Genomic DNA, 26,866 nt, shown 5'->3' with positions numbered 1-26,866 from the left:
AAAACAATGAAAAAACATCTGTTAAGTGCCGGTATTCGCCATGCCCTGATTCTGGGTGGGGCGCTGACGCTCTCTCAGCCGCTGCTGGCGGCGGAGAGCAGTAATCCTGCGTTACAGGCGCTGTTCGATCAGGCGGCTTACTGGCACCAGAAAGCGCATGACGATTTGGCCAAAGCCTCGCTGCAGAAAGTGCTGATGGTTGAGCCGAACAACACGCAAGCGCTCTATCTGCTGGCGCTCTATTCACAGCAGAGCGGCGGCACGGCGGAAGCGGCGCAGTGGCGTGCGCGCCTGAGCGCGGCCTCGCCGAACGATCCGCATCTCACCGAGCTGGATAACGCCCGCCAGCTGCAAACCATTCCGCAGGCGCAGCTGCAGTTGGCGCGCCAGCAGGCACGCAGCGGCAACATCGCGGCGTCGCTGCAAACCTGGCGTAACACCTTCAGTGGCAACGAGCCGCCGCCGAGCGTGGCAGCCGAATATTATCTAACCATGGCGGGCGATCGTTCGCTGCTGCCGCAGGCGGTTGAAGCGCTGCGTCAGTTCTCCGCCGATCATCCGCAGGATACCGGTGCCAAACTGGCGCTGGGTAAAGCGCTGACCTATCAGGAAGCAACGCGTCGTCAGGGTATCGATGTGCTCGGCAGCCTGGCAGACGGCAACAAAGAAGCGGACCGTTCGCTGCGTCAGGCGCTGTTGTGGCTGGGTCCGCAGGCGTCCGATGCGTCGCTGTATCAAACCTGGCAGCAGCGCCATCCGCAAGATAACGCGGTGCTGGATTACTACCGTAAAAACGTCGGCGGCGCTGAGAAGGGCGCGGGCTTTACCGCGCTGAACAGCGGCGACGTCAGCAACGCGCAGAACAACTTTGAGAAAGTGCTGCAAGCTAACCCGCAAGATGCGGATGCGCTGGCCGGTATGGGCTATGTTGCCCAGCGCGCCGGACGTTATGCCGAAGCGGCGGATTACCTGACGCGCGCGGCGCAGATGGGTGGTGATCAGAGCGACACGCGCCAGAAGCAGGCCGCCGATGCACGTTTCTACGCGCAGCTGGCCTCCGCGCAGCAGGCGCTGAAAAATGGCGACAGCGCGCAGGCGTTGGCGCTGAGCGAACCGCTGGCGCAGGCCGACGGTGAGAAAGGCGTCTCCGCCAAACTGTTCCGCGCCGATGTGCAGCGTCGCAGCAATCAGCTCGATCAGGCGGAGCAAACCTATCGCGCCATCCTGCAAAGCGATGCCAATAACCGCAACGCCAAAGAAGGCTTGTTCTACGTGCTGCGTCAGCAGAACCGGGGCGCAGAAGCCAATACGTTGCTGGCGTCGCTGCCCGACAGCGTGCGCCAAAGCGTGGCACCGCGCGGCAGCAGTACCGATCCGATTCGTGCCCAGGCCAAACGTGAAGTGGCGGCAGGCAATAACAGCGCAGCTATCGCCACCTTGACCTCGGGCATTCAGCGCTATCCTAACGATGGCTGGCTGCGTCTCGATTTGGCACGTCTCTACCGCGCGCAGGGCAATAACATGATGGCGGCCAATATCATGCAGCCCACTATGCGCAGCGGCGCCAGCACCACCGAACTCTACGCGGGTGCGTTAAACGCCAGCGAAAGCAGCGCGTGGCAGCAGGCGAGTCAGTTGCTGTCTCGCATTCCCAACAGCAGCAAAAACAGCGATATGCGCGAGCTGGCGCAGCGCGTCAACTTCAACCTGCAGATGGCTACCGCCGATCAGTATCTGGCGCAGGGCTCGAACGCGGCAGCAGCCAACACCTTGCGTGCGCTGGCCTCTACGCCGCCCGCCAATCCGGTTGATGCCGGTAACCTGGCGCAGAAGCTGGCGAAAGCCGGCGATCTCACCACTGCCGTCTCCGTGGTGCGCAGCAACATGCAGCGCGGCATTCAGGGCAACGCCGGTGATTACGCCGCGCAGGTGGCGGTGCTGAATCAGGCCGGGCTGAATACCGAAGCGCAGAGCTTCCTCAGTAGCCCGGAACTGCAGGCACGCAGCACGCCAACCCAGCTGGCGGGCATCCGCAACGGCTACGTGATCAACGAAGTGGATCGTCTGCGCGAGCAGAAACAGTACGCCGCCGCTTACGACAAGCTGGTGGGCGCGCTGCAGCACGATCCGCAGAACCGCGATCTGATGTTCGCCATGGCGCGACTCTATCAGTCCGGCAAGATGAACAAAGAAGCGGGTGTGGTGTACGACTACCTGATGACGCAGGATACGCCAACGCAAGATGCGCGCACCGGCGCCATCAACGTGGCGCTGGCGCAGAATGACGTCAACAAAGCCAATACCTTAACGCGCGGCCTGCGCAATGAGCAGTCGCCGGATCGCTTGCTACTGTTAGCCCGCGTGGCCGAAGCCAATGGCGAACACAGTCAGGCGATGAGCTACCTGCGTACCGCGCGCGGTCAGCTGATTGGTCTGCAGGGCGCAGAAACCGGCAGCGTGCCAAGCGTTGGCGGTCTGGCGCTGGCCGACAATCCGTTTATCAATCGCGGCACCTCGCCGGTGGGCCGCACGCCGTCCAGCTATGGCGCGGTGATGCCGTGGCAGTCGGCTCCGGCGGCCACCAGCAGCGCCGAAGGCGTGACGCTGGCGAGCAACACGCCGGCGATTCAGCAGAGCCAGACGCTGCGCCAAATCGACAACATGATGGATGACCTGCAAGAGAAAACCGGCACCTGGGTGCAGGGCGAAATGCAGGTACGCGGTCGTGATGGCGAATCAGGCTTGAGCAAACTCACCGAAGCCAAAGCGCCGCTCACCTTCTCCACCGTGCCGTTTGGCGAGTCGCGCTTCGACTTCACCATGACGCCGGTTTCCCTCACCGCCGGCAGCGCCGGTGGCGACGCATGGCGTCGTTTCGGCACCAACTCGCTGGTGCAGGGACAAGTGGTGGCATCGGGTGATGCGAAAATCGACGATGTGCCCAACTCCTCCACCGATTCGCAATCCGCGACCGGCGTGGAGCTGAACATGGCGCTGAAGGGCGACAGCTACAAGATTGACCTCGGCAGCACGCCGCTGGGTCAGGACTTGAGCACGCTGGTGGGCGGCGTGCAGTGGTCGCCGAAGCTGACCGACTTCCTGACGCTGATCCTCACCGGTGAACGTCGCGCGATGACCGACAGCTTGCTGTCGTATGTCGGCGTCGAAGACAAAACCAGCGGTAAACGCTGGGGCCGCGTGACCAAAAACGGCGGTAACGCCTTGCTGAGTTACGACAACGGCGATGCCGGTTTCTATGTCGGCGGCGGCGCGTATAGCTACATCGGCGAAAACGTGGCGAGCAACAACAGCGTGCAGGCCACCGCAGGCGCGTATGTGCGCCCGTATCATCTCGACGATCGCGAGCTGAAAGTCGGCATGAGCTTGTCGTGGATGGATTACTCCAAAAACCTCAGCTACTTCAGCTACGGTCAGGGCGGTTACTTCAGCCCGCAGAACTATGCGTCGGTGTCGTTCCCTATCGAGTTCAGCCGCAAGTTTGACGATCTGAAAGTGAACGTCGGCGGTTCGGTGGGTTATCAATCCTACAGCCAGGATAAGAGCGCCTACTTCCCGAATAATCCGTCGTTGCAGGCGCAGCTGCAAAGTCTGGCCGATCAAGGCTACGTGAAGGATGCGTTCTACAGCGGCGACAGCAAAAACGGCATTGGCTACAACCTGCATGCCGGTGCGGATTATAAGATCAACAAAGATGTCACCGTGGGCGGTCAGCTCGGCTACGACACCTTTGGCGATTACAACGAGAGCACCGCCAATCTGTACTTCCGTTACATGTTCGGAGATTACTAATGAGTGAGCAAGTAACCGCGCGCGTCAGCCATCCGCATCAGCCGGGTTGGTTTGATTTGGTGAGCGCGATGATTGAGAGCATGCTGGACAACGCGGGCGAGGAAGCAGAAGGCTTCCTCAACGGAGTCGGCGTATCGCTGGCAACACGCTATCCTTTACCCGACGCGCGCACCGTGCAGGATCTGGAGCGTGAAATGAATTTGCAGCTGGCGCGATTTAACTGGGGCTTTGTGCAATTACAGCCGCAGGAGAATGCCATTCTGATTCAGCACCACGCGCTGCCGCAGGGTGACAGCAACGTCGGTGTTGAACGTTGGCAGCTGGCGTTGAGCGCGGTGCTGGCGGGCGTGTATGCGCAGTGGCTGCAGGCACAAGGCGGCAGCGCGGCGGTGCCGGTGACGCTGGAGAACAACGACGGCGGCACGCTGCACTATCGATATCAATAGGATGCTGTAATGAGAGTGATGCGGTTCTGGCGTCAATGGATGCTGTGTTTCATGGTGATGTTTTTTAGCGCTCAGGCGGCCGCAGATGGCTGGAGTAGTTACAAAAGCCGTTTTATGGGCAGTGATGGTCGAATCAGCGATACGGCCAACAACAACGTCAGCCATACCGAAGGGCAAGGCTACGGCATGTTGCTGGCGGTGGCGCATGACGATCGCGCCACCTTCGATCTGCTGTGGCAGTGGACGCGCAGCCATCTGCGTAATCCGCAAAACGATCTGTTCTACTGGCGCTACACGCCAGGTGCCGCCGATCCGATTGCCGACAAAAACAATGCTTCAGATGGTGATGTCCTGATTGCCTGGGCATTGCAACGTGCGGCGCAAAAGTGGGGCGGCGATTATCAGCAGGCCTCCGACCGCATTCAGCGTGCGATCGTCAAACTGAATGTGATCAGCTACGGCGGACATAAAGTGATGCTGCCGGGCGCGCAGGGCTTCAACAAAACCAGCTACGTGGTGCTTAATCCCTCCTATTTCCTGTTTGAGGCCTGGCGCGAATTTGCGGAACACAGCCATCTGCGTATCTGGAATGAGCTGATTGATGACAGCATGGATTTGCTGGGTGAGATGCACTTCGGCAAAACTGGCCTGCCGCTCGATTGGGTGGCGCTGAATGCTGATGGTTCTGTGGCACCGGCGGTCGGCTATTCCAATCGCTTCAGCTATGACGCGATCCGTATTCCGCTAAATATCTGGTGGTACGACCCGCAAAGCCTGCGTCTGGTGCCGTTCCAGCGTGTCTGGCAAGGTTCGGCGCGCATGACCACGCCAGCCTGGTATGATGTGTTGGGCAACACGCCAGCGCCGTACAACATGGAAGGGGGGTTGTTAGCGATCCGCGATTTGACCCTGAATCAAACCAGTTACCTCAATGACCGCTTAGCGCCGGATCAAAACTACTTCTCCGCCAGCCTGCAGCTGCTGACCTGGATGGCGTATCAGGAAAAGCGGTAAGTCCCATTTTTAACCAGGTCGCCATAAATGGCGACCCTACAAAACCGGCACCTCATCCGTAGGGGCGCCATTTATGGCGACCTCAGGACGGCGGAGCTGTTCATTAGTGTGACGCAAGCTCATGGAAGAATTTTGGATTGGCTTGAATCGTTGCCAGCACCTTTGCGGCCAGCCCGGTCGGATTGCGCCGCCCCGTTTCCCAACTTTTAATGGTATCGAGGCTGGTGCCGAGGACCTGCGCCATTTCGCTTTGCGAGACGTTAAGCTGCATCCTAATGGCTTTTACGTCAGCCAACTCATAACGGGTTACGCGAGCAGTTTCGCTTTTACCGTTTTTAATTTCTACAGCTTCTTCAAGCGATGCTTTCAGCTCGTCAAAAAAACTCATGTTATACCTCGTCTTTTAATCGTTGGGTCAACTTCTTCAACTCGGCTTTTTCCGCATCCGTGAGGCTCTCTTTGATATTTTTCGGGTAAGCCATTACCAGGTAAATCACTTCAACGGTGGCGAGGAAATAAATCACCCTTGCACTGCCACTTTTTCCCTGATTACCCGTTGCCATCCTGATTTTTCGCAGGCCACCGGTATGTTGAATGAGATCACCTTTATCAGGTGACTCGATAAGCGTTTTTTGTAACTCCCTGAGTTCGTCATCCGCGGCGATTTGCTTTATCTGACGAGTAAATATCGGAGTTTCAATAAACTCAATCGCATGACTCATCGGCAATCTCCTTTGCCTTCAAGGAGTACATTGTACACTAGAATGTGTGCCGTTAAAGACTCTCAGGCGTCAGAGTTATTGTGAGTTACATCCGAAGTCGCTATTTAAAATCCGCATACGGCGTTAGCGGTTGTGGCGGCATATCCATGTCGCCGTTCCAGCCGGACATCGAGTAGCGCATGAAAATCAGGCCGTGGCTTGGGGTGTAATCCTTCGCCTGCTGAATATCCATCGCCAATCCCACCGACCAATGCGGCGTAATGCGTCGCTCCACCAGCGCCTGCAGCGTGTAACCGAAACCGATGCCCGAACTGCTGTCTGAAGTGGGATTCGACGCCAGCGTAAAGCCTGGATTGACCGGATAGCGCTGCTGCCCGTCGGTATGCGATTGCGACCAGGAAACCGAGCCGCCGAGATCAAACGACCAGTTCTCTGTGCGCTGGCGATAGGTCACCGGCACCGACAGCGAGAAATATTGCTGCGGGCTGTAATAGCCGCCCTGACCAAAGGTGTAATCACTGAGATCCTTCTGGTAATGCCACAGCATGCTGTTCAGGCCAACGGTGGCGCGGCGATTATCTTCATTAATCAGCTTGTAGTAATAGCCCGCCATCAGGCGTTCGCGGCTGTTATCCGCGACGTTATCACCGCTGAGCTGATGCGCACTGATATCGCCCCACACGCCATGCGCGCCGCCCTGATCGTAACTCAGTCCGAGCGAGCCGCCGGTTGCGACCACGCCGCCCCAGGTTTTGCCGCCGTTCGCCGCGGGATCGCGCGCGCCTGCGTATGCCAGCAGCGAGCTGGAGATCGGTCGGCGTGATGCGGTGAACGTCAGGCCAATGTCTTTGACGTCGGTTTTCCAGCTGACGCCGCCGACCCAGTTGCGGGTCTCGAAGCCGAGCGGCGTGGTGCCGAAGTCTGCCGACCAGCGATCGTTATGCCAGCCCACGCCCAGCGCAGTGCCTTCATCGCGCTGGTTAAAGTCGCGGCTGCATCCGCCGGAATTGTCATCGTTACAGCTGCCGAACTGCTCGCTGTGGCTGCCGTTGCTGGTGGAGAAGGTGCCAGCTGAAACCAGCACATGATCGACACGCACAAAGCTGCGGCCATCGGCCAGCGGCGTTTCTGCCTGCATCATGGTGGTATGGGCGGTGAAATCGGAGGTGCCGCCGTTGCCTTTGTTGCGCGAGTAATCCTGCTCCAGCGTGAACGTGGTGTCCTGCTGGCGATAAAGATCGGCGGCGTCGCTGCGGATGCTGCGTTTCAGCCAGTCATCCTGCACCTGATTGCGGGTTAATTGCGTATAACGATCGTTATCCTGTGGCACATCCGGGCTGATGCCGCTCACGGCCATCGCCCGTTGATAATCCTGCTGCGCTTGTGCGGGTTGTTGCAGCTGCGTTTCCAGCCGCGCCGCATCGCGAAACACCAGCGCTTTTTCCTGCGATGGTGCGAGTTTCGTCGCGCGGGTTTTCAGCTCAGCAAAAATCTGTTGAGCACGCACCGCATCGCCACTGTTTTGCCAGGCGAGCGCCACGCGTCGACCGCTGTTCACGCTTTGCTGCGCCACGCCTGGCGGCAAGGCTTGTAACGCGCGTTGCGCTTCAGCAGGGCGTTTTAAGGCGATCAAGGCTTCGATACGACCCAGCGCCGCATCGCCGTTTTTACCGTCTTGCTGCAGCACCTGTTGATAGCTCGCCAGCGCGCGGCGGGCGTCGCCGCGCTCCAGCGCCCAATCGGCCAGCGTGATATCGCGGCGGATGGACGCGGGTTGCTGTTGCAGTAGCGCAATCGCCGCCGTTTCATCGCCGCGCGTGCGTAAATCACTGGCGCGGGTAAACACTTTGTCCTGCTCGAGACGATCGGCCAGCTCATGCATGTTGCTGTCCCAGCGCGCAGCGGGCAGGCGATGCAAGGTGGCCAGCGCCGCGTCATCGCGGTCGCCGGAAGCCAGCCACAACGCCGACGCATACAGCGCTGTAGGTTCCTGTGGATGCTGGCGCACCATCGCGTCCATCACCTGCGCGCCCTGAGTTTCTTCGCCGCCGTTGCGCAGCGCGCCAGCCAGTCGATAAGCCAGCCAGATATCATTGGGATTCGCCTGCGCCACCTGGCGATACTTCTCCGCCGCCTGATGCCATTGGCCTTGCTGCGCCAGCGCATCGGCTTCGGCCATCAGCGCATCGGTGCGCAGCTGTAGCAGACGACGTTTCGCCGTGCTATTGCTGCGATCTAAGCGCAGCGCCTGCTGCCAATAACTCTCTGCCTGCGCAGAATTTTTACGCGCCAGCGCCGCATCACCCAAGCCAATCAGCGCCCAGCTATCGCGATTATCCAGCGCTTGCGCGCTGCGGTAATACCCTTCCGCCGCTGCGATATCGCCTTTTTTCAGCGCCGCATCGCCATTGTTGATCGCCAGCCAGTAACGGTTGGTTTGCAGCAACGACTGCCATTTGCCGATCTGCGTGCTGGCCTGACCGGCCTGAATCGCTTTCTCCAGCCAGCGAATGGCGGCGGCGCGATTGTTGGCTCGCGCCTGCGCCTGGCCCATCGCGCCCATCAGTTCAGCATCATTGGGGCTGGCTTTAAGCGCGGCATTGAGCGTGGCAATCGCATTGGCGCCGCCACCGGCATCCACCAGCGCTAAGCCACGCATGCGCTGGCGATACGCCGGATCGGCGAGCAGTTTTTGCTGACGCGCCAGCTCTTGCTGACCGCGCTGCTGGGCATCGCCTTCGGTAAAGGTTTGCAGATATTGCTGCAGGCTGGCGACGCTGCTTTCGCTCACCGGCTGATTCTGGATCTGCTGTAGCCACAGCTCGGAAGCGGCATCGCGCCCGCCGTTGCGGTTGGCGAGACGACGCAACTGGGTGAAGGCTTCGGCCGGCTGATTATTATCAAACGCCATGCGCGCCAGCTGCAGTTCTACGCCGATGTTGCCGGGATAGCGCTGTTCCAGCGCCTGCAACTGTTGATACGCTTGTGGCTGCTGGCCGGGTAAACGCGCCACCAGCCGCCAATACTCCAGCTCGGTATTCACATCAGGGAACACGCCGTGGAACAGCGCGTCCCACGCGGCTTTGGCTTCGACAACATGCCCGGCAGTGGCCAGCAGTCGCGCCTGCTGCAGCTGCTGCCGCCCTTCCGCAGTCACCAGACGCAATCCGGCTGCTGATTCACGCGTGGCGGCGGCATTCGGTGCCACGCGCTTCAGTTCATCCAGCAGTTTTTGCGCTTTGGCCTGATCGCCCTGGCGCAGTGCCATGCGGATTTGCGCCGCCAGCACCTGCGGATTATCAGGATCGATTTTTTCCAGCCGATAGAGCGATTGCTGTACCAGATCGATTTTGTTGGTCGATTCGCCGGTACGAATCTGCATCAGCAGCCACTCAACCGGCGAAACCTGGGGACCGATCGGGGCGGCAGTCGCGCCGGCCAACACCCCGAGCGTGCTACTGATCAGCAATCCCAGCTGCAGCTTATTCATCGTCATCCAGCTCGGCCAGACGGCGACGGCTGACCATGCGCATTAAACGCCATGCCATCAGCGCAAACAGAATCACCACCACCACCGCGCAAATCGCCAGCCACACCGGATGGGTGGCCAGCAGATTCCACAGGCGTTCCCACCACGGCAGGTGACCGACGTAATAGGTATCGCCGACGCGGATGCTGTTAACGCCCGATTCACGGATCACCGTGGCGGTACCGAACACTGCCGCGCGTTTGCCGCTGTCGAGCAGCGCGTTATTCAGCAATTCCCAGCCGCGTGGGCTGTCGGCCAGCAATGCCACGACGCTGCGTTGATCGTTAAACGGTGACTGGAAGCCGACAATCGCGCCCATCGGCCCGCGTGAGCTAATGGTGGTTTGGCTTTCTACCGCGCGTTCACTGTCAGAAATCGGTACGTTGGCTGCTGCGTTGTTGCGTGCAGGCATGCTGATCCAGCTACGGGCGGCATCGGCCAGCAGCGGGATCTTCGTGTCGTCCTGCAGATCCTGCGGAATGCCGCCGATCATCAACATATCCGCATCCGCCGATTTCGCTTTGCTCCAGTCATCGCTCATCTGCACGCGCAGCGCCGGATAACCGGTTTGTGCGCCGATGCTGCCGAGCGCATTCAGCAGCGTGCTGACTTCGTCATTGCTCGGCCTGGATTGCACCAGCACCAGCGTTTGCGCCAGATCGGCGTAGCGGCTGTACGGGAAACCAGCGTTGGCGAACGCGCCCAGCGACGGCATTTCGATGTAGTGACGATAGCCAGAGAAATCGATGCTCGAGGTATCGTCGATCACCACGTGATGTCCGACGGCGGTGACGGTTTCGCAGCGGCCATCGGCGGTACCGCCAATAAAGGTGTTGGCGTAATCAAAGTTAAAACGCAGCTGATTCACTACGCCAAGGCGCAGCGCCGGAATGGTCAGCTGGCGATTGCTGTCCTGCAAACCCTGCATCAGCGGGATGCGCATCAGCTGCTGACCGGCGGTATCTTTCTGCGTCAGCGGATAATCCTGCATGAACTGATTGTTGAGATGCACCGCGAGACGCGAGCCATCCTGCTGAATCGGCGAAGTGTAGCGGTAGCGCAGATCCATATCGATGCCGCGCGCGCGCACCAGGAACAGATCCGGTGGCAGATTCAGCGTCAGGCTGATCGGATTCGGCTGCAAACCGTTGCCCTGTAGCTGGTTTTGATACTGCGTCAGCTCGGCAAAGGTGGTGCGGCGATCGGTGCGCACCCAGTTCGGCGCGTCGTACGGCTGGCGTGCGGCCAGCCGTTTTACGCTGTCGATGGTTGAGCTGTCGCCGCGCAGCAGCAGCTGGCCTTGCGCAATGCCTTCGACGGCGGTCAGCAGGTCATTATCGTCACGGCCAAGGATCAGCAGCATCTTCTCGTACGAATTGTCCGGCTGATTCACCATCTCCACCGTCGGTTTCTCCACTGGCGGCAGATCTTTCAGGAAGTCGGGGCGATGATCGTTGGTGGCAAACACCACCGCATGCTGCTCTTTGGGCAGCTGGTTATATAGCACCGGGAAAGATTGTCCGCGCCACTGCGCTTTGCTGCCAAACCAGGAAGCCAGAACCCCGGCCGCACGCTGTTGCAGCAGATTCGGCTGGGCGTTGAAGACCATCGGCAACTGCAACGGACGGCTGTCGCGCGTATCTAAGAACGGCTCCGGGAAATGCGACAGATCGTTCTTCAGCGGCAGCTTCTGCAGCGTCAAATCGAGTTTGCTGGCTTTGCCGATATCCAGCCAGATGGTGCTGTTGGCCGGGTTTTCACATACGTTGGCATAGTGACCTACCAGCTCAAGCCGCACGCGGTTGAAGTCGCTGATAAAGCGCGGATCGATAGGGATTTGCGTTTGGTTCTCTTTGCCGAGCTGCTCGGCGGTGACCGTCACCAATCCCACCAGCTCATCGTTGAGATAGACTTTGAGCTGCGACAGCGTCGGAATCAGCGCCGGCGAGGGACGATAGCTCAGATTCAGCAGCGCGCGCGTCACCACTTCATCGCTGCGCACGCCGAACTCAATCTGGCTGCTCGGTTCGGTACCGCGCAGCGTCATGCTACCGGGCGGCGGAGCGACCTGATTAAACACCAGCTGGCTGTCACGCAGCGGCGCGTTGGCGTCGACCCGCGCGTTCACCTCCGGTAACGGCTGCGGCGCAGTCATGGCGCCAGAAGTCAGCGGCGCGGCCTGTACCGCAGAGACGCAGCCCAGCAGCAGGGCGGTGAACCAACTCAGTTTTTTCGTCATGGTCATATCATCAACTTAAGTAAAATCGGTTTTGATCGTCGCAGGCTGGCGGTCAATACGCTGCGGTAGCAGTGTCGCCAGCCAACTCACCAACGCGGTGAGGCCACGGAATAAGCGGCGCAGCGGCGCAGGTCCATACTCGGCCAGACGCAGATAGCCTTTAAAACCCAGCACCATAATGTCGGCCAGACTTTGCACCGGTTTATCTTCCGGGAAGCCGTCCTGCCACAGCGCCCAGGTATCGGCGCGAGCGAAGGTGCACTGAATAAATTCAATGTGTTGGCGCGTCGTGAGTTGATGCAGGCGAATCCCGGCGCGACGGCCAAACACGCGCTGCACCTGACACGGGAAGCTGAACTCTTGCTGACCACGGCGCAGCAGCAGCGACACGGTTTCGTCCTCTTTCAGCGCATCGGCTTCGCGCAGCTCAACGCCCACGCCGCCGTCGGAATAGTCACGCAGGGTGCACGGCACCATGTGTCCATCTTCACGCGCGATGGCGGCAGGCATGGCGATTTCCACACGATGCGCTTCACGGATCTGGCGCGCTTCAACCGATACCGCCACCGCGCCGCCGAGGATAATCATGTTGTAAATCACCCACACCAAACTGACCCAAATGGTGAGCATTTCGTTGGCCGGACCGTACGCCATGCGCCAGAAGGCCATGCCAATACCGGCGATATTCAGCAGCACCAGCATCATGTACGGCTTGGTAATCACCCAGTCGAGATGACGTTCGGCCACCAAACCACCTTTGGCGGTAACGTTGAATTTGCCTTTATGCGGATTAAACAGCGCCACCGTGGTTGGCCGCGCGATGTACCACGCCAGCACAGTTTCATACACTTCGCTCCAGAACGAATGTCGCCAGCGGCCCTGAATGCGCGAGTTGGTCAAACTGGTGTGCAGCATGTGCGGCAACACGTAGATGGCGATCGCCAGCGCGGGCGCGTAGATGATGTAGGCGTGGAACAGCAGAAACGCCAGCGGTGCCAGCAGGAAGATCAGACGCGGAATCCCGGCGAGAAAGTGCAGCATGGCGTTGGCGTAACACAGGCGCTGCACCAGCTTTAATCCTTTACCGAACAGCGGGTTATCGAGGCGGAAAATCTGCACCATCCCGCGCGCCCAGCGGATACGCTGGCCGATATGCGTGGACAAACTCTCGGTGGCCAGACCCGCAGCCTGCGGAATACGGATATACGCCGAGGTGTAACCCTGACGATGCAGGCGCAGCGAGGTGTGCGCATCTTCGGTGACGGTTTCTACCGCAATGCCGCCGATCTGATCCAGCGCAGTTCGGCGCAATATGGCGCAAGAGCCGCAGAAGAACGCCGCATCCCAGGTATCGTTGCCATCCTGCACCAAACCGTAAAATAGCGAGCCTTCGTTAGGCGTCTGGCGGAAGCGACCGAGGTTACGTTCAAACGGATCGGGTGAGAAGAAGTGGTGCGGCGTTTGCAGCATCGCCAGCCGATGATCTTTCAGGAACCAGCCCATCGTCAGCTGCAGGAACGAGCGCGTCGGCACATGGTCGCAGTCAAAAATGGCAACATATTCGCTGCGGCACACGGCTTTCAAAGCATGGTTGATGTTGCCCGCTTTGGCGTGTTCGTGGGTGGGACGCACCACGTAATTGACGCCGACGCTGGCGGCAAACTCGCGGAACTCTTCGCGCGTGCCGTCGTCCAGCAGGTAGATATTGAGCTTGTCCTGCGGCCAATCGATGCCCATCGCCGCGTAGAGGGTCGGTTTCACGACGCTCAGCGGTTCGTTGTAGGTCGGTACCAGAATATCGACGCTCGGCCACGAGGTGATTTCCGGCGGCATCGAGACCGGCTGACGATTGAGTGGCCACAGCGTCTGGAAATAACCCAGCACTAATACCGCCCACGCATAGGTTTCTGCACCTATCAGCAGCAGACCAAATGTCAGGCTGATCGGGTCGTCCCAGTTGAGGGTTTCGGTGTAGCGCCACCACAGATAACGGCAGGAAATCGTCAGCGATAACACGATCAGCATGATGGTGGACAAGCGGCCCGGCACGCGACGCACCAGCATCGCCAATCCCCATAACAGCAGCACGAAGACAAACTGCGTAGTGATGCCGAAGGGCTGCGAGATGCACAGCAGCGCCAGCAGGCTGGCGACAATCGCTGCCACGATAAACAGCAGCTGCCGCAACCACACGGGCAGCGCCTGAATACGTTGTTCGCTGCGCTGGGCGAACCGGTTTTGTTCCAGCCGTGCCGGCAGCGCACCGAGCCACTGATAGAGCGGCTCACGCCAGCGGAACAGCGGCTTGACGCTGAAACTTTTACGCGTGCGTTTATCCAGCGGCAATACCAGCATCAGCCACAGGCTTTGCAGTGCATAGCGCAGCGGGTCAAGCGGACGTGGGCGCAGCGGCGAAATTTGCGGGTAGTAACGTTGACGATGTTGCAGGATGCGCTGCCATCCCGGTGTTTCCAGCCGCAACAGCGACCACGCGAGTACGCACCACATTAAATGCAGCGCGATGGTGAAACGGCCCGCGCCATGCTGATGCGCCAGCTGAGCGCGGCGTTGCAGCGCCTGCCACGCTTGCGGCATCAGCAGCCAGCGTAATGGATTCACGCCGCGCCTCCCGGCACATGCAGCAGCAGCCAGTTAGCCAGGGTGTTGATCTCTTCGCTGGCCAGCGCATGCGGCCGATATTCGCCCACCGGCTGTTTCATCATCAGCGCTTCCGCCAGCGCTTCATCGCGGTGAATCACTTGGGGAATCAGGTTTTTCAGTGAGCTGATCCACAGCTGATGCAGATCCTGCTGTAGCTGGCTGTTGGCGTTGAACTGGTTGATCAGAAACAGCGTGTGCGCAGGAAAACGCGCGTGATGCAGACGCAACTGACAGTTGGCATCCAGCGTTAGCACCTGCAGCAGACGATCGGCCGCGGTAACCAGGGATCGCTGCCACGGCAACAGATCCGCTGGCATGTCGAAAATAATCCAGTTGTAGTGCGATTTCAGGGCCGGTAGCGCGTGTAGCAGCGGTGCGGCAAATTCTGCGTTGATAGCGCTGATGCTGGCGTACTGTTGCGACGTGAGAGCGCCAAACGGCAGAAAATCCAGCCCCGCTTGATAGCGCTGTGCGTACTGCTGCCAAGCGTGCTGTTCGAGCAGCGCGGGCGCCCAGCCCTGAGAGCGGTCGAGCGGCATATTAAAGTGGGCAGCTAGCTGATTTACCGGTGAAAAATCGATAACCAGCACCGACTGCTGCAGCGCGTTAAACGCCCAGCCAAGTGCGGCGCTCAGCGAAGTGGCGCCACAACCGCCACGCAATCCTTGTAATGCAATAACAGGCATTAACGTTCTGACTCCTGTGCGGCGCTTATTTCACGCAGCAATGGCCAGCGCGTCATAATGGTATTAAGTCGCGCTTCGCGGGCAATATCAATGTAGCGAAATGCCTTAAGGGAAAAGGCATAACTTAAGGCTGTAATGTCATCGTGCTCTTCGCTGCTAGCAGCATTCAGCGAAAATGCATTCTCTGTTTTCATTATTTTTTTGCCACCGAAAAATCGACAACGGATGAATTGTGGTTTTATTTTTTGTAAAGTTTAAACCTGAAGTAAAGACAAATGCTATCCACAGATCAATATGATTTTCACCAATACGCTATTTTTTATTTCACCCGTTCCAATTGTGGCTGTCTCGATTAAACTAGCCTGGATTGTATCGATCGCGAATCAAATATGAAAAAACATTATGCGCTTGGCCTGCAGCAGATTCAGCAGGAATTAAATACTCTGCAGAATCCAGGGTTTTACTGGATTACCAGCCAGCGTCAGGAAGATGCGCGAATACTGCTGCGTCAGGTGGTTAGCCAGCAAAAAGCGGCTACGCTCATTAGTGCGGACGAGAAACCGCAGGCGCTGTTGACGCCCGATCCCATCGGCGGTCCGGCGCGTATGCCGTTATTTTCACTGCCGGCAAATAAAAGCAGCTTAAAGCAGCTGGAAAGTGATTTTTCCCGCGTGCTGAATAGCCGCAGCGGCCTGGTAATTTTTTATAGTAATGCCGCGCTGTGGGGGAAATTATCGCCCGACGAGTTAATCCTCTGGCTTAAGCGAATGCGCCGTTTGTTATCTAAAAAACAAATTACGCTGTTAATGATCACCCCCGGTACGTCAATAATTCACTTGCGTAATCATCTGCAAGGTTATTTTCGCCAGCTTGATGGTCTCGCACATTTAGAGTTTCAGCAGGACAGTTGGCAATATCGAATTAACTGGTGGTATGCGGCAGATAAATTGCTGGCCGACCGCGCTATCCGTTTGAGTTATGTCGATAATCAATTTATTGCCGTTAATCAAGCGGAACAAAATATTCCCTTAAGCCGCAATGATGAAAACCAATTCCTTGCGCAAGAAGGTGTGCTGGAAGGCGCGCCGCCGCTTTCGACGCAGTGGCAATTGTTTAGCGATAACGAAAGCGTGTTCTCGCGTGCGCAGCAGGCGAATGCCGCCACGGTCATCTTTAGTCTGGTTCATAATCAAGACATTAATTCTTTAGCAACGATGGTCCATAGTTTGCGTCGCTCACGCGGTAGCGCGCTTAAGATTGTGGTGCGCGAAATCACTACCACGCTGCGCTACAGTGATGAGCGTTTGCTGCTGGCCTGCGGCGTGAATGCCATTGTGCCGACCGCGGCTAGCCTGTCGCGCTTTCTGACCACGCTGGAAGGGATTCAGGGGCAGCAGTTCTCGCGCCATGTGCCTGCCAATCTCAATGCTCTGATGCAGGCGCTGCAGCCGCTGCAGCAGAAAGGCTATCTACCGCTGGACGCATTTTGCGCGGCGGTGCAGCAGTTGATGACCAATACGCTGCTGCCGGAAAATGACAAAGGCTTGATGGTGGCGCTGCGCGCGGTGCCGCAGCTGAAACCCGAACAGATTCTGACGCTGTGTAAACCGCGCCGCTTCGGCGATCTCGTGACGCTGGTGAACGACCGCATCTATCTGTTCCTCTCTTCGTGCCGCTTCAACGATTTGGATATCGCGCTCAAATCGATTTTCTCCTTGCCGCACGACGAGCTGTTTAGCAATCGCATCGTCTGGTTTGAAGACAATCAGATCGTGTCGGAGGCGGATAAAATTCGGCAGTTAACCTCGGTGGCGCAGCGTGACAGGCAAACCGTGCCGCTGGCCGCTGCGCCAGTTAGCCCCCAAGCCGCCGCGCCTGAACGCGGGGCACAAACGCCGCAGCCGATTACCCTCAACCTCGACGGAGTAAGCCACCAATGACGCTGATGGATTGGGTGCAGGTGGCGATCCTGCTGTTACTGATTTTGCTGTTCCTGACATCACTGTTTGGGCGCGGACGAGCGCGCAGCGGCACCAATCCGCTGCGGCGTTTGCTGCCGACGCGCGCATTAAAATCAGAAGGACAGTGGCAACGCAAAACCAATAAAACGGATAAACATGAATAACAGATTCACGATGCACGGTTCGTGGTGGCGCGGCCTCGGCGGCTGGAACTTTTACTTCCTGATCAAATTTGCGCTGCTGTGGTACGGCTACCTCAATTTTCACGCGCTGAGTAATCTGGTGTTTCTGGCGTGGCTGCTGTTCCCGCTGCCGGGCGCGCGGCTGCATCGCCTGCGTCAGTGGATTTCGCTGCCGATTGGCGTGGCGCTGTTCTGGCACGATACCTGGCTGCCGGGACTCAATTCGATTATGAGCCAGGGCAGCCAGCTGGCGGGCTTCTCGCCCAGTTATCTGCTTGATCTTGCCAATCGCTTTATTAACTGGGAGATGATTGGCGCGGGCTTTGTGCTGCTGGTGCTGTATCTGTTTGTCGCGCAGTGGATTCGCGTCACCGTGCTGGTGTCGCTGATGCTGATCTGGCTTAACGTGCTGACGATCGCCGGACCGGCAATGAATTTACTGCCGACCAGCGCCGCCACGCCGACGGTGAAGCTCAACGATACGCCAGCGGCGAAAGCGCCAGATGGCCTCGATCAATCCGCGCCGCCAACCAGCGCCAATCTTACTGCGTGGCTCAACCGTTTTTACGACGCCGAGCGCCAGCGTGCGACCCATTTCCCGGACGCCTTGCCAGCTGATTCGCAGCCGTTCGATATTCTGGTGATCAACATCTGTTCGCTGTCGTGGTCGGATTTGAACGTCGCGCAGCTGCGAAATCATCCGCTGTGGCAGCACTTCGATATTCTGCTTAACAACTATAACTCCGCCACCGGTTACAGCGGCCCGGCGGGGATTCGTCTGCTGCGCGCCAGCTGCGGCCAGAGCTCGCACAGCGATCTGTACAAAGCCACCGATCAGCGTTGCTATCTGTTTGATAATCTGGCGAAGCTGGGCTTTAAACAGCAATTGATGATGGATCACACCGGCGTGTTTGGTAACTATCTCAAGGAACTGCGTGAAGAGGGCAATCTGCAGGCGCCGCTGATGTCGCAGGCGGGCATCTCGCCGGAGGTGACGTCATTTGATGGCTCGCCGGTATTTAATGATGCGCAGCTGATGCAGCGCTGGCTCGACGATCGCACCAAGAGCAGCGATGCGCGCTCCGCCACCTTCTATAACCTGATTCCGCTGCATGACGGTACGCGCGAGTTGGGCAGCACGCGCAGCGCCGACTGGCAGCCGCGCGCCAAAGTGCTGTTTGATCAGCTTGATGCCTTCCTGACCAATCTGGAGAAGTCGGGCCGTCGCGTGATGGTGCTGGTGGTGCCGGAACACGGCGCGGCGCTGCAGGGCGACAAGATGCAGATGTCAGGATTGCGTGATATCCCCAGTCCGGATATCACCCATGTGCCGGTCGGCATTAAGTTTGTTGGCATGAAAGCACCGCATCAGGGCCAGCCGCTTAGCGTGGAGACGCCTACCAGCCTGATGGCGATCTCAGAAATCGTGTCGCGCGTGGTGGATGGCCAGGTATTTAACGCGCCGAACGTTAATATGTCGGTGCTGACCGATAATTTGCCGCAGACGCCGGTGGTGTCTGAGAACGATAACGCGGTGGTGATGATGTATCAGGGTAAACCGTGGATTCGCCTGAACGGCGGCGATTGGGTGCCGTATCCGCAGTAGGTCGCCATTAATGGTGTGATGCCGCTCAGTTAAGCGCGGAGCGACTTTCGTTCGCCATGTGCTGAGGCAGTTGCAGCACCTACGTGCGGCGACCGAGCAGAGGACGCCTGGCCGCGCCCTCTGCACTCCCGGGCCTTGCGCCAGCCCAACCCGCCGCTTCGCGGTGCCTTCACTCATTCACGATTCCTGACGGACCGGTGGCGATTCGCTCCTGCTCAGCGCCACCTCTCGCCGCATCCATGCGGCTCGCCCTGGAATCCCTCATTCGCTCAGCGGCTCGGGATGTCGCCTCAACACCCGCGTTGCAGCATTAACGCGTATTTTTCACTCGCAATCGCTACAAATCTCATGGGGTTGTCATCCATGACGGCCAGGCGCGCTTGAATGCGCGTCAAAACCTGCATAATTCCGAATCACTTCATAAATAACCAAACTTGCTTATTTTTCGCCTTTATCCCGGCGAAAAAAACGCGTGACCTGGGATATACTCGCTGCGAATTTCATCTCATTACACGCCTTTGGTGGCCTGGAGAAGTTTTGTTGCGCGTCAGTCGTTCTCTAACGATAAAGCAGATGGCGACGGTTTCCGCCGTGGCGATGGTGACCATCTGCATCTTTATTGTCATCCAGCTTTTTCACTTTGTGCAGCAGCGCAGGATTGACTACGCCCAGCAAATGGAAAATGTGGCGCACACCGTGCGTCAGCCACTCTCCGAAGCGGTGCTCAAAGCCGATATTCCGCAAGCCGAACGCATCCTTAATACCCTGAAACCGGCCGGTATTTTATCGCGCGCCGATGTGGTGTTGCCGAATGCCTTCCAGGCGCTGCACGCCGATTTCGCGCCGGAGAAACCGGTGCCGCGCTGGGTCGCGCGCCTGTTTGAGCTGCCGGTGCAAATCACGCTGCCGCTCTATTCGGTGGAGCGTTCCGGCTTGCCGAAGCCGATTGCCTATCTGGTACTGCAGGCCGATTCCTCGCGCGTTTATCAGTTCCTGCTCAGCACGTTATCCACCATGATCACCACCTATCTGCTGTTGGCGCTGATTCTCTCGATCGCCATTAGCTGGTGTATTAACCGCTTGATTGTGCATCCGCTGCGCGACCTTTCGCGTGATTTGCAGGAGCTGCCGCCGCAGGCGATTCTGACCCACAAAATGAAGCTGCCTAATAATCATCGCGATGATGAAATCGGCATGTTGATCCGCAGCTATAACCGCAACCAGCAGGTGCTGGAGTCGATTCACGACGAAATGAGCCGCATGACCACGCATTTTGCCGTTACGGATCTGCCCAATCGCGCGCTGTTCCTTGCGCTGCTCGAACAGCACATCAGCCATCGCCACAATCGTCAGGCGTGGGGTTTGATGGTGATTCGCATTGAAACGTTGCAGGAAGCCAACGGCGTGCTGAGTGATGAGCAGCGCGATACGCTGATGCTGACGCTGGTGGAGAAGATTCGCAGTACCGTTGACGATCACTCACTGCTGGCGCAAACCGGGCCCAGCGACTTCGCCTTGCTGATGAAGCGCGCGCACAATCCGTTCCGCGCCATGCGTCTGGCGCGCAACCTGATGATTCGCATTAATCAGCCGGTGAACCTGCAACAGCTGCAGCTGCGTCCGAACGCCAGCATTGGCCTGGCGCTGCACGAAGAGAGCAGCATCTCGGCCAGCGAACAGCTCGATCGCGCCACCTCGGCGATGATGTCGGCGCGGCATCAGGGCAAAAACCAGATTCTGTTCTTCGATCCGGCGCTCACCGAGCGGGCGCAAAAGCGTTTAACGCAGGAACACGACATCTTGCAAGGTCTGCAGGACGAGCAGTTTGCCCTCTATCTGCAGCCGCAAATCAATATGGAAACCGGCGAGCTGGCCGGTGCCGAAGCGCTGCTGCGTATGCGCATGCCGGATGGCAGCTACGGATTATCGGAAGAGTTTATTGCCAGCGCCGAAGAGATTGGTGTGATCTCGGCCATTGGCCGCTGGGTGTTTGAAGAAGCCTGCCGCATTCTGGCCGGCTGGCAGAAGCAGGGCATTAACATCCCGCTCAGCGTCAATATCTCGGCGGTGCAGCTGCGTGATGCCAGCATGGTCAGCCATTTGCAGGGCTTACTGGAGCGCCATCGCATCGCGCCGGGCAACTTCGTATTGGAAATCACCGAAACCGCGCAGATTGGCGATGCCGAACAGGCGATTGCGCTACTGCGCTTGCTGCAGCAAACCGGCGTGGCGGTAGCGCTCGATGATTTCGGAATGGGCTACTCCAACCTCAACTATCTGCATCAGTTCAAAGCGCTGCCGGTAAATAAGCTGAAAATGGATCGCAGCTTCGTCGCCGCGCTGCCGGATGACGACACCATGGTGCGCATCGTGGCGGCGATTGCCGACATCATTCACCTCGACGTCATCGCGGAAGGTGTGGAAACCGCCGAGCAGCGCGACTGGCTGCTGGCGCGCGGAATTACTATAGGGCAAGGCTACTTATACGCTGAAGCGCTGCCGCTCCACATCTTTAACCAACGCTGGCTCAATAGCTCGCAACTCCCTGAATAATCACCTTGGTTATTGATTTTCCTTACAAAATTGTAGCGAAGCGCTGTGCTGAAGCGTTTCAGTTCATAGTTAGAGTTTTGTAACTTTTGTAAGGAATAGTAGGGGATATTAATCTTGTTAACAGGGTGTTATTTTCCTCGCCATCGGTAAGGTTTTACGCTTCTGGCGGCTTGCCGCATGCGTTCTCCACAACAATGGCGGTGCGAACCGTCTTACTGGACACCTGTTATGAAAATCTTAAAAAGCCTCTATTTTCAGGTACTGGTTGCCATCGGCATCGGCGTCCTGTTGGGCCACTTCTATCCTGAGTTAGGCGCGCAAATGAAGCCGCTTGGCGATGGTTTCGTTAAGTTGATCAAGATGATCATCGCCCCCGTGATTTTCTGTACGGTGGTGACCGGTATTGCCGGCATGGAGAGCATGAAAGCCGTTGGACGTACGGGCGCAGTGGCGCTGCTGTACTTTGAAGTGGTCAGCACCATCGCGCTGATCATCGGTTTGGTGGTGGTTAACGTGGTGCAGCCTGGCGTGGGCATGAACGTTGATCCAGCCACGCTGGATGCTAAAGCAGTCGCGGTTTACGCGCAGCAGGCGGAGCAGCAAGGCGTGGTCGCCTTCCTGCTGGATGTGATCCCGAATAGCGTCATTGGTGCCTTTGCCAGCGGCAACATTCTGCAAGTGCTGCTGTTCGCTATCCTGTTCGGCTTCGCCCTGCATCGCCTGGGCAGCGCCGGCACCGTGATGTTCAACGTCATTGAGAGCTTCTCGAAAGTGATCTTCGGCGTGATCAACATGATTATGCGTCTCGCGCCAATCGGTGCCTTCGGGGCGATGGCCTTCACCATCGGTAAATATGGCGTCGGTTCGCTGGTGCAGTTGGGGCAGCTGATCATCTGCTTCTATATCACCTGCGTGCTGTTCGTGGTGGTGGTGTTGGGGCTGATTGCACGCTTCGCTGGCTTCAACATCTTTAAATTTGTCGCCTACATCAAAGAAGAGCTGCTGATTGTGCTGGGCACGTCATCTTCCGAATCTGCGCTGCCGCGCATGCTGGATAAGATGGAGAAGCTGGGCTGTAAGAAATCGGTGGTGGGGCTGGTGATTCCAACCGGCTACTCCTTCAACCTGGATGGCACCTCGATTTACCTCACCATGGCGGCGGTGTTTATCGCTCAGGCGACCAACGCGCATATGGACGTGTTCCACCAAATCACGCTGTTAGTGGTGCTGCTGCTTTCCTCGAAAGGCGCAGCGGGTGTAACCGGCAGTGGCTTTATCGTGCTGGCGGCGACCTTGTCAGCGGTGGGACATTTACCAGTTGCGGGTCTGGCGCTGATTCTCGGTATCGACCGCTTTATGTCCGAAGCGCGTGCGCTGACCAATCTGGTGGGCAACGGCGTGGCGACCATCGTGGTGGCGAAGTGGGTCGGCCAACTGGATGAGAAACAACTGAATGCGACGCTTTCTGCCGGGAAAAAGGTGAATAACGCACCAGAAACCGCCGCATAACCTGCTATTTGCGTTAATTTGCCGAGAAATGCCCGCTGTCGCTTGCCCTGACAGCGGGCATTTGCATAATAAACCCCATTGATTTTTTTCCCGATTTTTTGCCTCGTTGCGCGACATCCTGACCTTCTCGTGGTCAAAGAGTCTGTTATTAAATAAACGTGGCGGCACAATGCCGCGCCGGTCACCCCAGATGTGACCGAACATGCCGCGCTAACGAGCGTTGATCTGTTTGAGTAGGGGTTCACATGCAGGGCACCAGAATTCGGCTTTTGGTTGGCGGATTGCTACTGGCAGCGTCCGGTTTTGGCGTACACGCCGAGACGCTCCAACCCGATCCCGCCTGGCAGGAAGGCAAACTGGACAATGGTTTTAGCTGGCAACTGCTAACCACACCACAACGTCCAAGCGATCGTATTGAGCTGCGCCTGATTGTTAACACCGGTTCGCTGGTGGAGAGTGCGCAACAAACCGGCTATAGCCATCTTTTACCGCGTTTAGCGATGGTGCATAACGCCACGCTGGACACCAATCAGCAACGTGCGCTGTGGCAGCAAGCCATGGATCCGCAACGTCCGCTGCCACCCGCTATTTCGTCGTACGATTACACCCAATACAACCTGAGCTTGCCAAATAACCGCCCTGATCTGCTGAAAGAAGCGCTCAGCTGGCTGGCGGCGACCGCCGGGAAAATGACGATTAATGAGCAGGTGGTTTCTACCGCATTAATGGCGACCGATCCGATAGCCACCTGGCCCGCCAATACGCAGGATGTGTGGTGGCGCTATCGCCTGAAAGGCTCGGCGATGCTGGCGCACGATCCGGGCGAACAACCGCGCGCGCCTGTGGATATCGCCCAACTCAACAGCTTCTATCAACAGTGGTACACGCCAGACGGCATGACGCTGTACGTGGTGGGGAATGTCGATAGCCGCAGCATGGCGGAGCAGATCAACAAAGCTTTTGCGCCGCTGAAAGGCAAGCGTGTCGCACCTGCCGCGCTACCGACGCTGTCACCGCTGCCGCATCAGCCGGTGAATCTGGTGAATGGCGGCATGAATCAGGATCGCCTGTCGCTGGTATGGGACACCGCATGGCAGCCGATTCGTGATTCGCAAAATTTGCAGCGCTACTGGCAGAGCGATTTAGCGCGTGAAGCGCTGTTTTGGCATGTGCAGCGCGCGCTGGCTGACAGCAAAGCGCAAAGCGTGCAGGTTGGCTTCGATTGCCGCGTGCTCTATCAACGTGCGCAGTGCTCGATCAACATGGACAGCCCGAATGCCTCTTTGCCGCAGAATATGAATCAGGTGGCGAAAGAGCTGGCGGCGGTGCGCGACAAAGGGTTACCGCAGGAAGAGTTTGATGCGCTGATGGCGCAGAAGCTGCTGGAGCTCAATAAGCTGTTTGCCACATACGCCCGCACCGACACCGATATTCTGATGGGCCAGCGTCTGCGCTCGCAGCAAAACGCGGTGGTGGACATTGCGCCTGAGCAGTATCAGAAGCTGCGTCAAACCTTCCTCAGCGAAATGACGCGCGACCAGCTAAATCAGGAACTGCGTCAGCAACTGTCGCAGGAGCTGACCATGGTGCTGATTCAGCCGCAGGGTGAAGCCGAGACCAACGTGAAGATGCTGCAGGAAAGCTGGGATAAAGTGATGAAGCTACCCGAACCGCCAGCGGTACCCGCGAGTCCGGAAGAAGTGAAACCGGATAACAGCGCAGGCGCGGCGGATCAGACCGCGCCATCATCCTAAACATTAGGTCTTAGCACGTAGCCACTCGGTTACCAGCATCGGCCAACTGGCGAGCGGTAAATCCGCCACGCCACGGATACCAAATCCGTGGCCGCCTTTCTGGTAGAAGTGAATCTCCACCGGCACTTTGTGCTCACGCAGCGCGCTGAAGAACACCATGCTGTTGTTCACCGAAACCGATTCATCATCGGACGCGTGAATCAGCAGCGTCGGTGGCGTTTGTGCGTGCACGCGCGTCTCCAGCGAATAAGCATCAACCATCTTCTGATCCGGCCATGCGCCGAGCAAGCGGGTGCGCGCACCTTCATGCGCCAGACCTTCACGCATGCTGATCACCGGATAGAGCAGCACCATCGCATCCGGGCGCGGCGTGAAGCTGTCGGCCTGATCCTGCACTGGATAAAGTTTCTCGCCAAAGCGGGTGCCGAGGCTGGCGGCAACGTGTCCGCCCGCCGAGAAACCCATCATCACAATATATTTGCCGTTCAATCCGCGCTGCGCACGTTCACGCAGCACGCGCACCGCACGCTGCGCATCGGCCAGCGGCGCGTCTGGACCTTCATGGTGACCGTCATACGGCAGGCGATACGTCATCACCGCCAGCGTGTAGCCCATTGACGTGAAGAAAGTGGCAAGCGCGCTGCCTTCGCGGTCGATCAATACCCGCTGATAACCGCCGCCCGGCGCGACCAGCAGCGTGATGCCGTTCGAGGTTTCCGGATGCCAGATGGCAATTTCCGGGCAGCGCACGCCGGTGGCGGCGCGGTCATAAGGTTCGTACTCTTTGGCGAGATCGACGATCTGCGGCTGAGCGCGCGAATCGCTCGCGCCTGGCGCATCACCGTGTGGCCAGATATTGATGATTTCTGTGTGCATAAGTCAGTCCTGAGCGAGTCATGTTGTCGTTATTTTTTCGCGGCCGGAGTAACAGCGTCCTGCTGTTGTTGATTAAAACATGGTCTTTTTTGCTGCTGGCGTCCAGCCGAAAACCGCCGATTACGCCAGTTTCGGACTATGCCTGGCGGCCAGATTTCGTGCCATAACGCATTGAATTTAAATCGATCTGATTAGCGTGAGTGAAGAAGTCATACCGGTTTTGTTACAGAAGTGGATGAGTCAGGTCGTTAGCGGAAATTAGCAGGGAAAAATGCTGTGTTAAGGCAAACTGCGCGGGCGGGTTGGTTAGCAGTGTTTATGCGTTTGGTCGCCATAAATGGCGACCCTACAACATGCGCACCTGGATTAACGCGGCATCGCGCTGAGCGGGATAATTGCCCCGCGATGCTGGATCACCGTGCTGGCGGTGAGATGACCGCGTGCGGCGGCATCTTCGGCGCTTCCTCCGGCTAAACGCACCGCCAGATAACCAGCGCTGAAGGAGTCGCCAGCCGCGGTGGTATCGATCACTTTCTCTTTCGCCAGCTTGATGGCGGCGACTTCGCGCAGCGGCTCATCGCCAACCGCCACCAGACAGGAGTCCGCACCGCGTTTAATGACAATTTCCTGCACGCCCGCAGCGCGTGTGCGGGCAATCACCGCATCCAGCGGCTGCTCGCCCCACAGCAAATCTTCGTCGTCGAGCGTCAGAAATGCCATGTCGGTATGACGCAGCATCTCGGCATACGCCTGCTGAGCGCTGGTTTTATCGGCCCACAGACGCGGCCGATAGTTGTTATCGAAAATCACCTTGCCGCCGTTCTGGCGACAGGCGCTGAGCAGCGACATCAGTTTTTCGCGACTGGCCGCAGGCAGAATCGCCAGGCTGATGCCGCTCAAATAGAGAAAATCATAGTGCGCCAGCTGCTGGCAAATCGCGTCCGCTTGCGCGCTGTCCAGCCAGAAACGGGCGGCAGCGTCGTTGCGCCAGTACCAGAAGGTCCGCTCGCCGTGGTCGTCGGTTTCGATGAAGTACAAACCCGGCATTTTATTGTCGAGGCGCTGAACCAGCGCGGTTTCGACCTTTTCCTGCTGCCAGGCGGCGATCATCTGGTCACTGAAACTGTCGGTGCCGAGTGCGGTGACATAATCGACACGCAGCTGTTTATCTGACTGACGCGCCAGATACACCGCCGTGTTCAGCGTATCGCCGCCAAAACCGCGTTTGATGTTCTCACCTTTCTCGGACAGCTCAATCATGCATTCGCCAATAATAGCGATTTTCTTCTGCGTCATGGTCTTCAGCCTGTAGTGAATT

The 26,866-nt window shown here is 58.1% G+C and carries 18 protein-coding genes; 9 read left to right on the top strand and 9 right to left on the bottom strand.

Features of this window, described 5'->3' with window-relative positions; genetic code table 11:
- The first annotated feature begins 6 nt into the window (after nt 1-6).
- Genes K5Y30_RS20335 through K5Y30_RS20325 form a run of 3 tightly spaced genes read left to right on the top strand, consistent with a single transcriptional unit; the run spans nt 7 to nt 5,270 of the window.
- A complete protein-coding gene (locus tag K5Y30_RS20335; RefSeq protein WP_222213112.1) occupies nt 7-3,810 on the top strand; it encodes a cellulose biosynthesis protein BcsC in 3,804 nt (1,267 codons plus the stop codon).
- Nucleotides 3,810-4,256 carry a cellulose biosynthesis protein BcsD gene (gene bcsD / locus K5Y30_RS20330; protein WP_008104594.1) on the top strand — a complete coding sequence of 149 codons (447 nt, stop codon included), beginning with the start codon at nt 3,810-3,812 and terminating at the stop codon, nt 4,254-4,256. The genes K5Y30_RS20335 and bcsD overlap by 1 nt, the downstream gene beginning before the upstream one ends.
- A 9-nt stretch (nt 4,257-4,265) precedes the next feature.
- On the top strand, nt 4,266-5,270 hold the full coding sequence (locus K5Y30_RS20325; protein WP_222213110.1) for a glycosyl hydrolase family 8: 1,005 nt from the start codon (nt 4,266-4,268) through the stop codon (nt 5,268-5,270).
- A 103-nt stretch (nt 5,271-5,373) separates the two neighbouring features.
- On the opposite strand, the gene nadS is transcribed toward K5Y30_RS20325, so the two are convergent.
- The 7 genes from nadS to bcsR form a co-directional block, all read right to left on the bottom strand.
- Nucleotides 5,374-5,658 (bottom strand): NadS family protein, encoded by a 285-nt coding sequence (gene nadS / locus K5Y30_RS20320; protein ID WP_222213108.1) that lies wholly within the window; start codon nt 5,656-5,658, stop codon nt 5,374-5,376.
- Between the two features lies 1 nt (nt 5,659).
- Nucleotides 5,660-5,992, bottom strand: coding sequence for a type II toxin-antitoxin system RelE/ParE family toxin (locus K5Y30_RS20315; RefSeq protein ID WP_222213106.1), 333 nt, complete (start codon nt 5,990-5,992; stop codon nt 5,660-5,662).
- Between the two features lie 100 nt (nt 5,993-6,092).
- Nucleotides 6,093-9,482 (bottom strand): cellulose synthase complex outer membrane protein BcsC, encoded by a 3,390-nt coding sequence (gene bcsC / locus K5Y30_RS20310; protein ID WP_222213104.1) that lies wholly within the window; start codon nt 9,480-9,482, stop codon nt 6,093-6,095.
- Nucleotides 9,475-11,760 carry a cellulose biosynthesis cyclic di-GMP-binding regulatory protein BcsB gene (gene bcsB / locus K5Y30_RS20305; RefSeq protein WP_222213102.1) on the bottom strand — a complete coding sequence of 762 codons (2,286 nt, stop codon included), beginning with the start codon at nt 11,758-11,760 and terminating at the stop codon, nt 9,475-9,477. Before bcsB ends, bcsC begins: the two co-directional genes overlap by 8 nt.
- Before the next feature lie 15 nt (nt 11,761-11,775).
- On the bottom strand, nt 11,776-14,379 hold the full coding sequence (bcsA, locus tag K5Y30_RS20300) for a UDP-forming cellulose synthase catalytic subunit (RefSeq protein ID WP_222213100.1): 2,604 nt from the start codon (nt 14,377-14,379) through the stop codon (nt 11,776-11,778).
- Nucleotides 14,376-15,107, bottom strand: a complete 732-nt coding sequence (gene bcsQ, locus K5Y30_RS20295) for a cellulose biosynthesis protein BcsQ (protein WP_222213098.1) — start codon at nt 15,105-15,107, stop codon at nt 14,376-14,378. The genes bcsA and bcsQ overlap by 4 nt, the downstream gene beginning before the upstream one ends.
- Nucleotides 15,107-15,301, bottom strand: a complete 195-nt coding sequence (gene bcsR / locus K5Y30_RS20290) for a cellulose biosynthesis protein BcsR (protein ID WP_222185696.1) — start codon at nt 15,299-15,301, stop codon at nt 15,107-15,109. The genes bcsQ and bcsR overlap by 1 nt, the downstream gene beginning before the upstream one ends.
- 195 nt (nt 15,302-15,496) lie before the next feature.
- On the opposite strand from bcsR, the gene bcsE reads away from it, so the two are divergent.
- The 6 genes from bcsE (at nt 15,497) to K5Y30_RS20260 (ending at nt 24,672) form a co-directional block, all read left to right on the top strand.
- Nucleotides 15,497-17,047: a cellulose biosynthesis protein BcsE gene (bcsE, locus tag K5Y30_RS20285; protein ID WP_222213096.1), complete on the top strand. Its 1,551-nt coding sequence runs from the start codon at nt 15,497-15,499 to the stop codon at nt 17,045-17,047.
- Nucleotides 17,044-17,232: a cellulose biosynthesis protein BcsF gene (locus K5Y30_RS20280; protein ID WP_222185698.1), complete on the top strand. Its 189-nt coding sequence runs from the start codon at nt 17,044-17,046 to the stop codon at nt 17,230-17,232. Before bcsE ends, K5Y30_RS20280 begins: the two co-directional genes overlap by 4 nt.
- Complete coding sequence (bcsG, locus tag K5Y30_RS20275; RefSeq protein ID WP_222213094.1) at nt 17,225-18,856, top strand: cellulose biosynthesis protein BcsG; 1,632 nt, start codon at nt 17,225-17,227, stop codon at nt 18,854-18,856. The genes K5Y30_RS20280 and bcsG overlap by 8 nt, the downstream gene beginning before the upstream one ends.
- 540 nt (nt 18,857-19,396) lie before the next feature.
- A complete protein-coding gene (gene hmsP, locus K5Y30_RS20270; protein WP_217549664.1) occupies nt 19,397-21,409 on the top strand; it encodes a biofilm formation regulator HmsP in 2,013 nt (670 codons plus the stop codon).
- A gap of 228 nt (nt 21,410-21,637) precedes the next feature.
- Nucleotides 21,638-22,918, top strand: coding sequence for a dicarboxylate/amino acid:cation symporter (locus K5Y30_RS20265; protein ID WP_101763784.1), 1,281 nt, complete (start codon nt 21,638-21,640; stop codon nt 22,916-22,918).
- A 245-nt stretch (nt 22,919-23,163) separates the two neighbouring features.
- Nucleotides 23,164-24,672: a pitrilysin family protein gene (locus K5Y30_RS20260; protein WP_101763783.1), complete on the top strand. Its 1,509-nt coding sequence runs from the start codon at nt 23,164-23,166 to the stop codon at nt 24,670-24,672.
- A 3-nt stretch (nt 24,673-24,675) separates the two neighbouring features.
- Here the strand turns inward: K5Y30_RS20260 and K5Y30_RS20255 are convergent, their stop codons facing one another.
- Nucleotides 24,676-25,548 carry an alpha/beta hydrolase gene (locus tag K5Y30_RS20255; protein ID WP_137384896.1) on the bottom strand — a complete coding sequence of 291 codons (873 nt, stop codon included), beginning with the start codon at nt 25,546-25,548 and terminating at the stop codon, nt 24,676-24,678.
- Between the two features lie 366 nt (nt 25,549-25,914).
- Nucleotides 25,915-26,844, bottom strand: coding sequence for a sugar kinase (locus K5Y30_RS20250; RefSeq protein WP_222213092.1), 930 nt, complete (start codon nt 26,842-26,844; stop codon nt 25,915-25,917).
- Between the last annotated feature and the right edge of the window lie 22 nt (nt 26,845-26,866).

Origin of the sequence: Pantoea sp. DY-5, from assembly GCF_019795955.1 — a bacterium.
Lineage (GTDB): Bacteria > Pseudomonadota > Gammaproteobacteria > Enterobacterales > Enterobacteriaceae > Pantoea > Pantoea leporis.
Note: the sequence above shows the minus strand (reverse complement) of the source record. Positions and strands in the feature narration are given on the sequence as shown.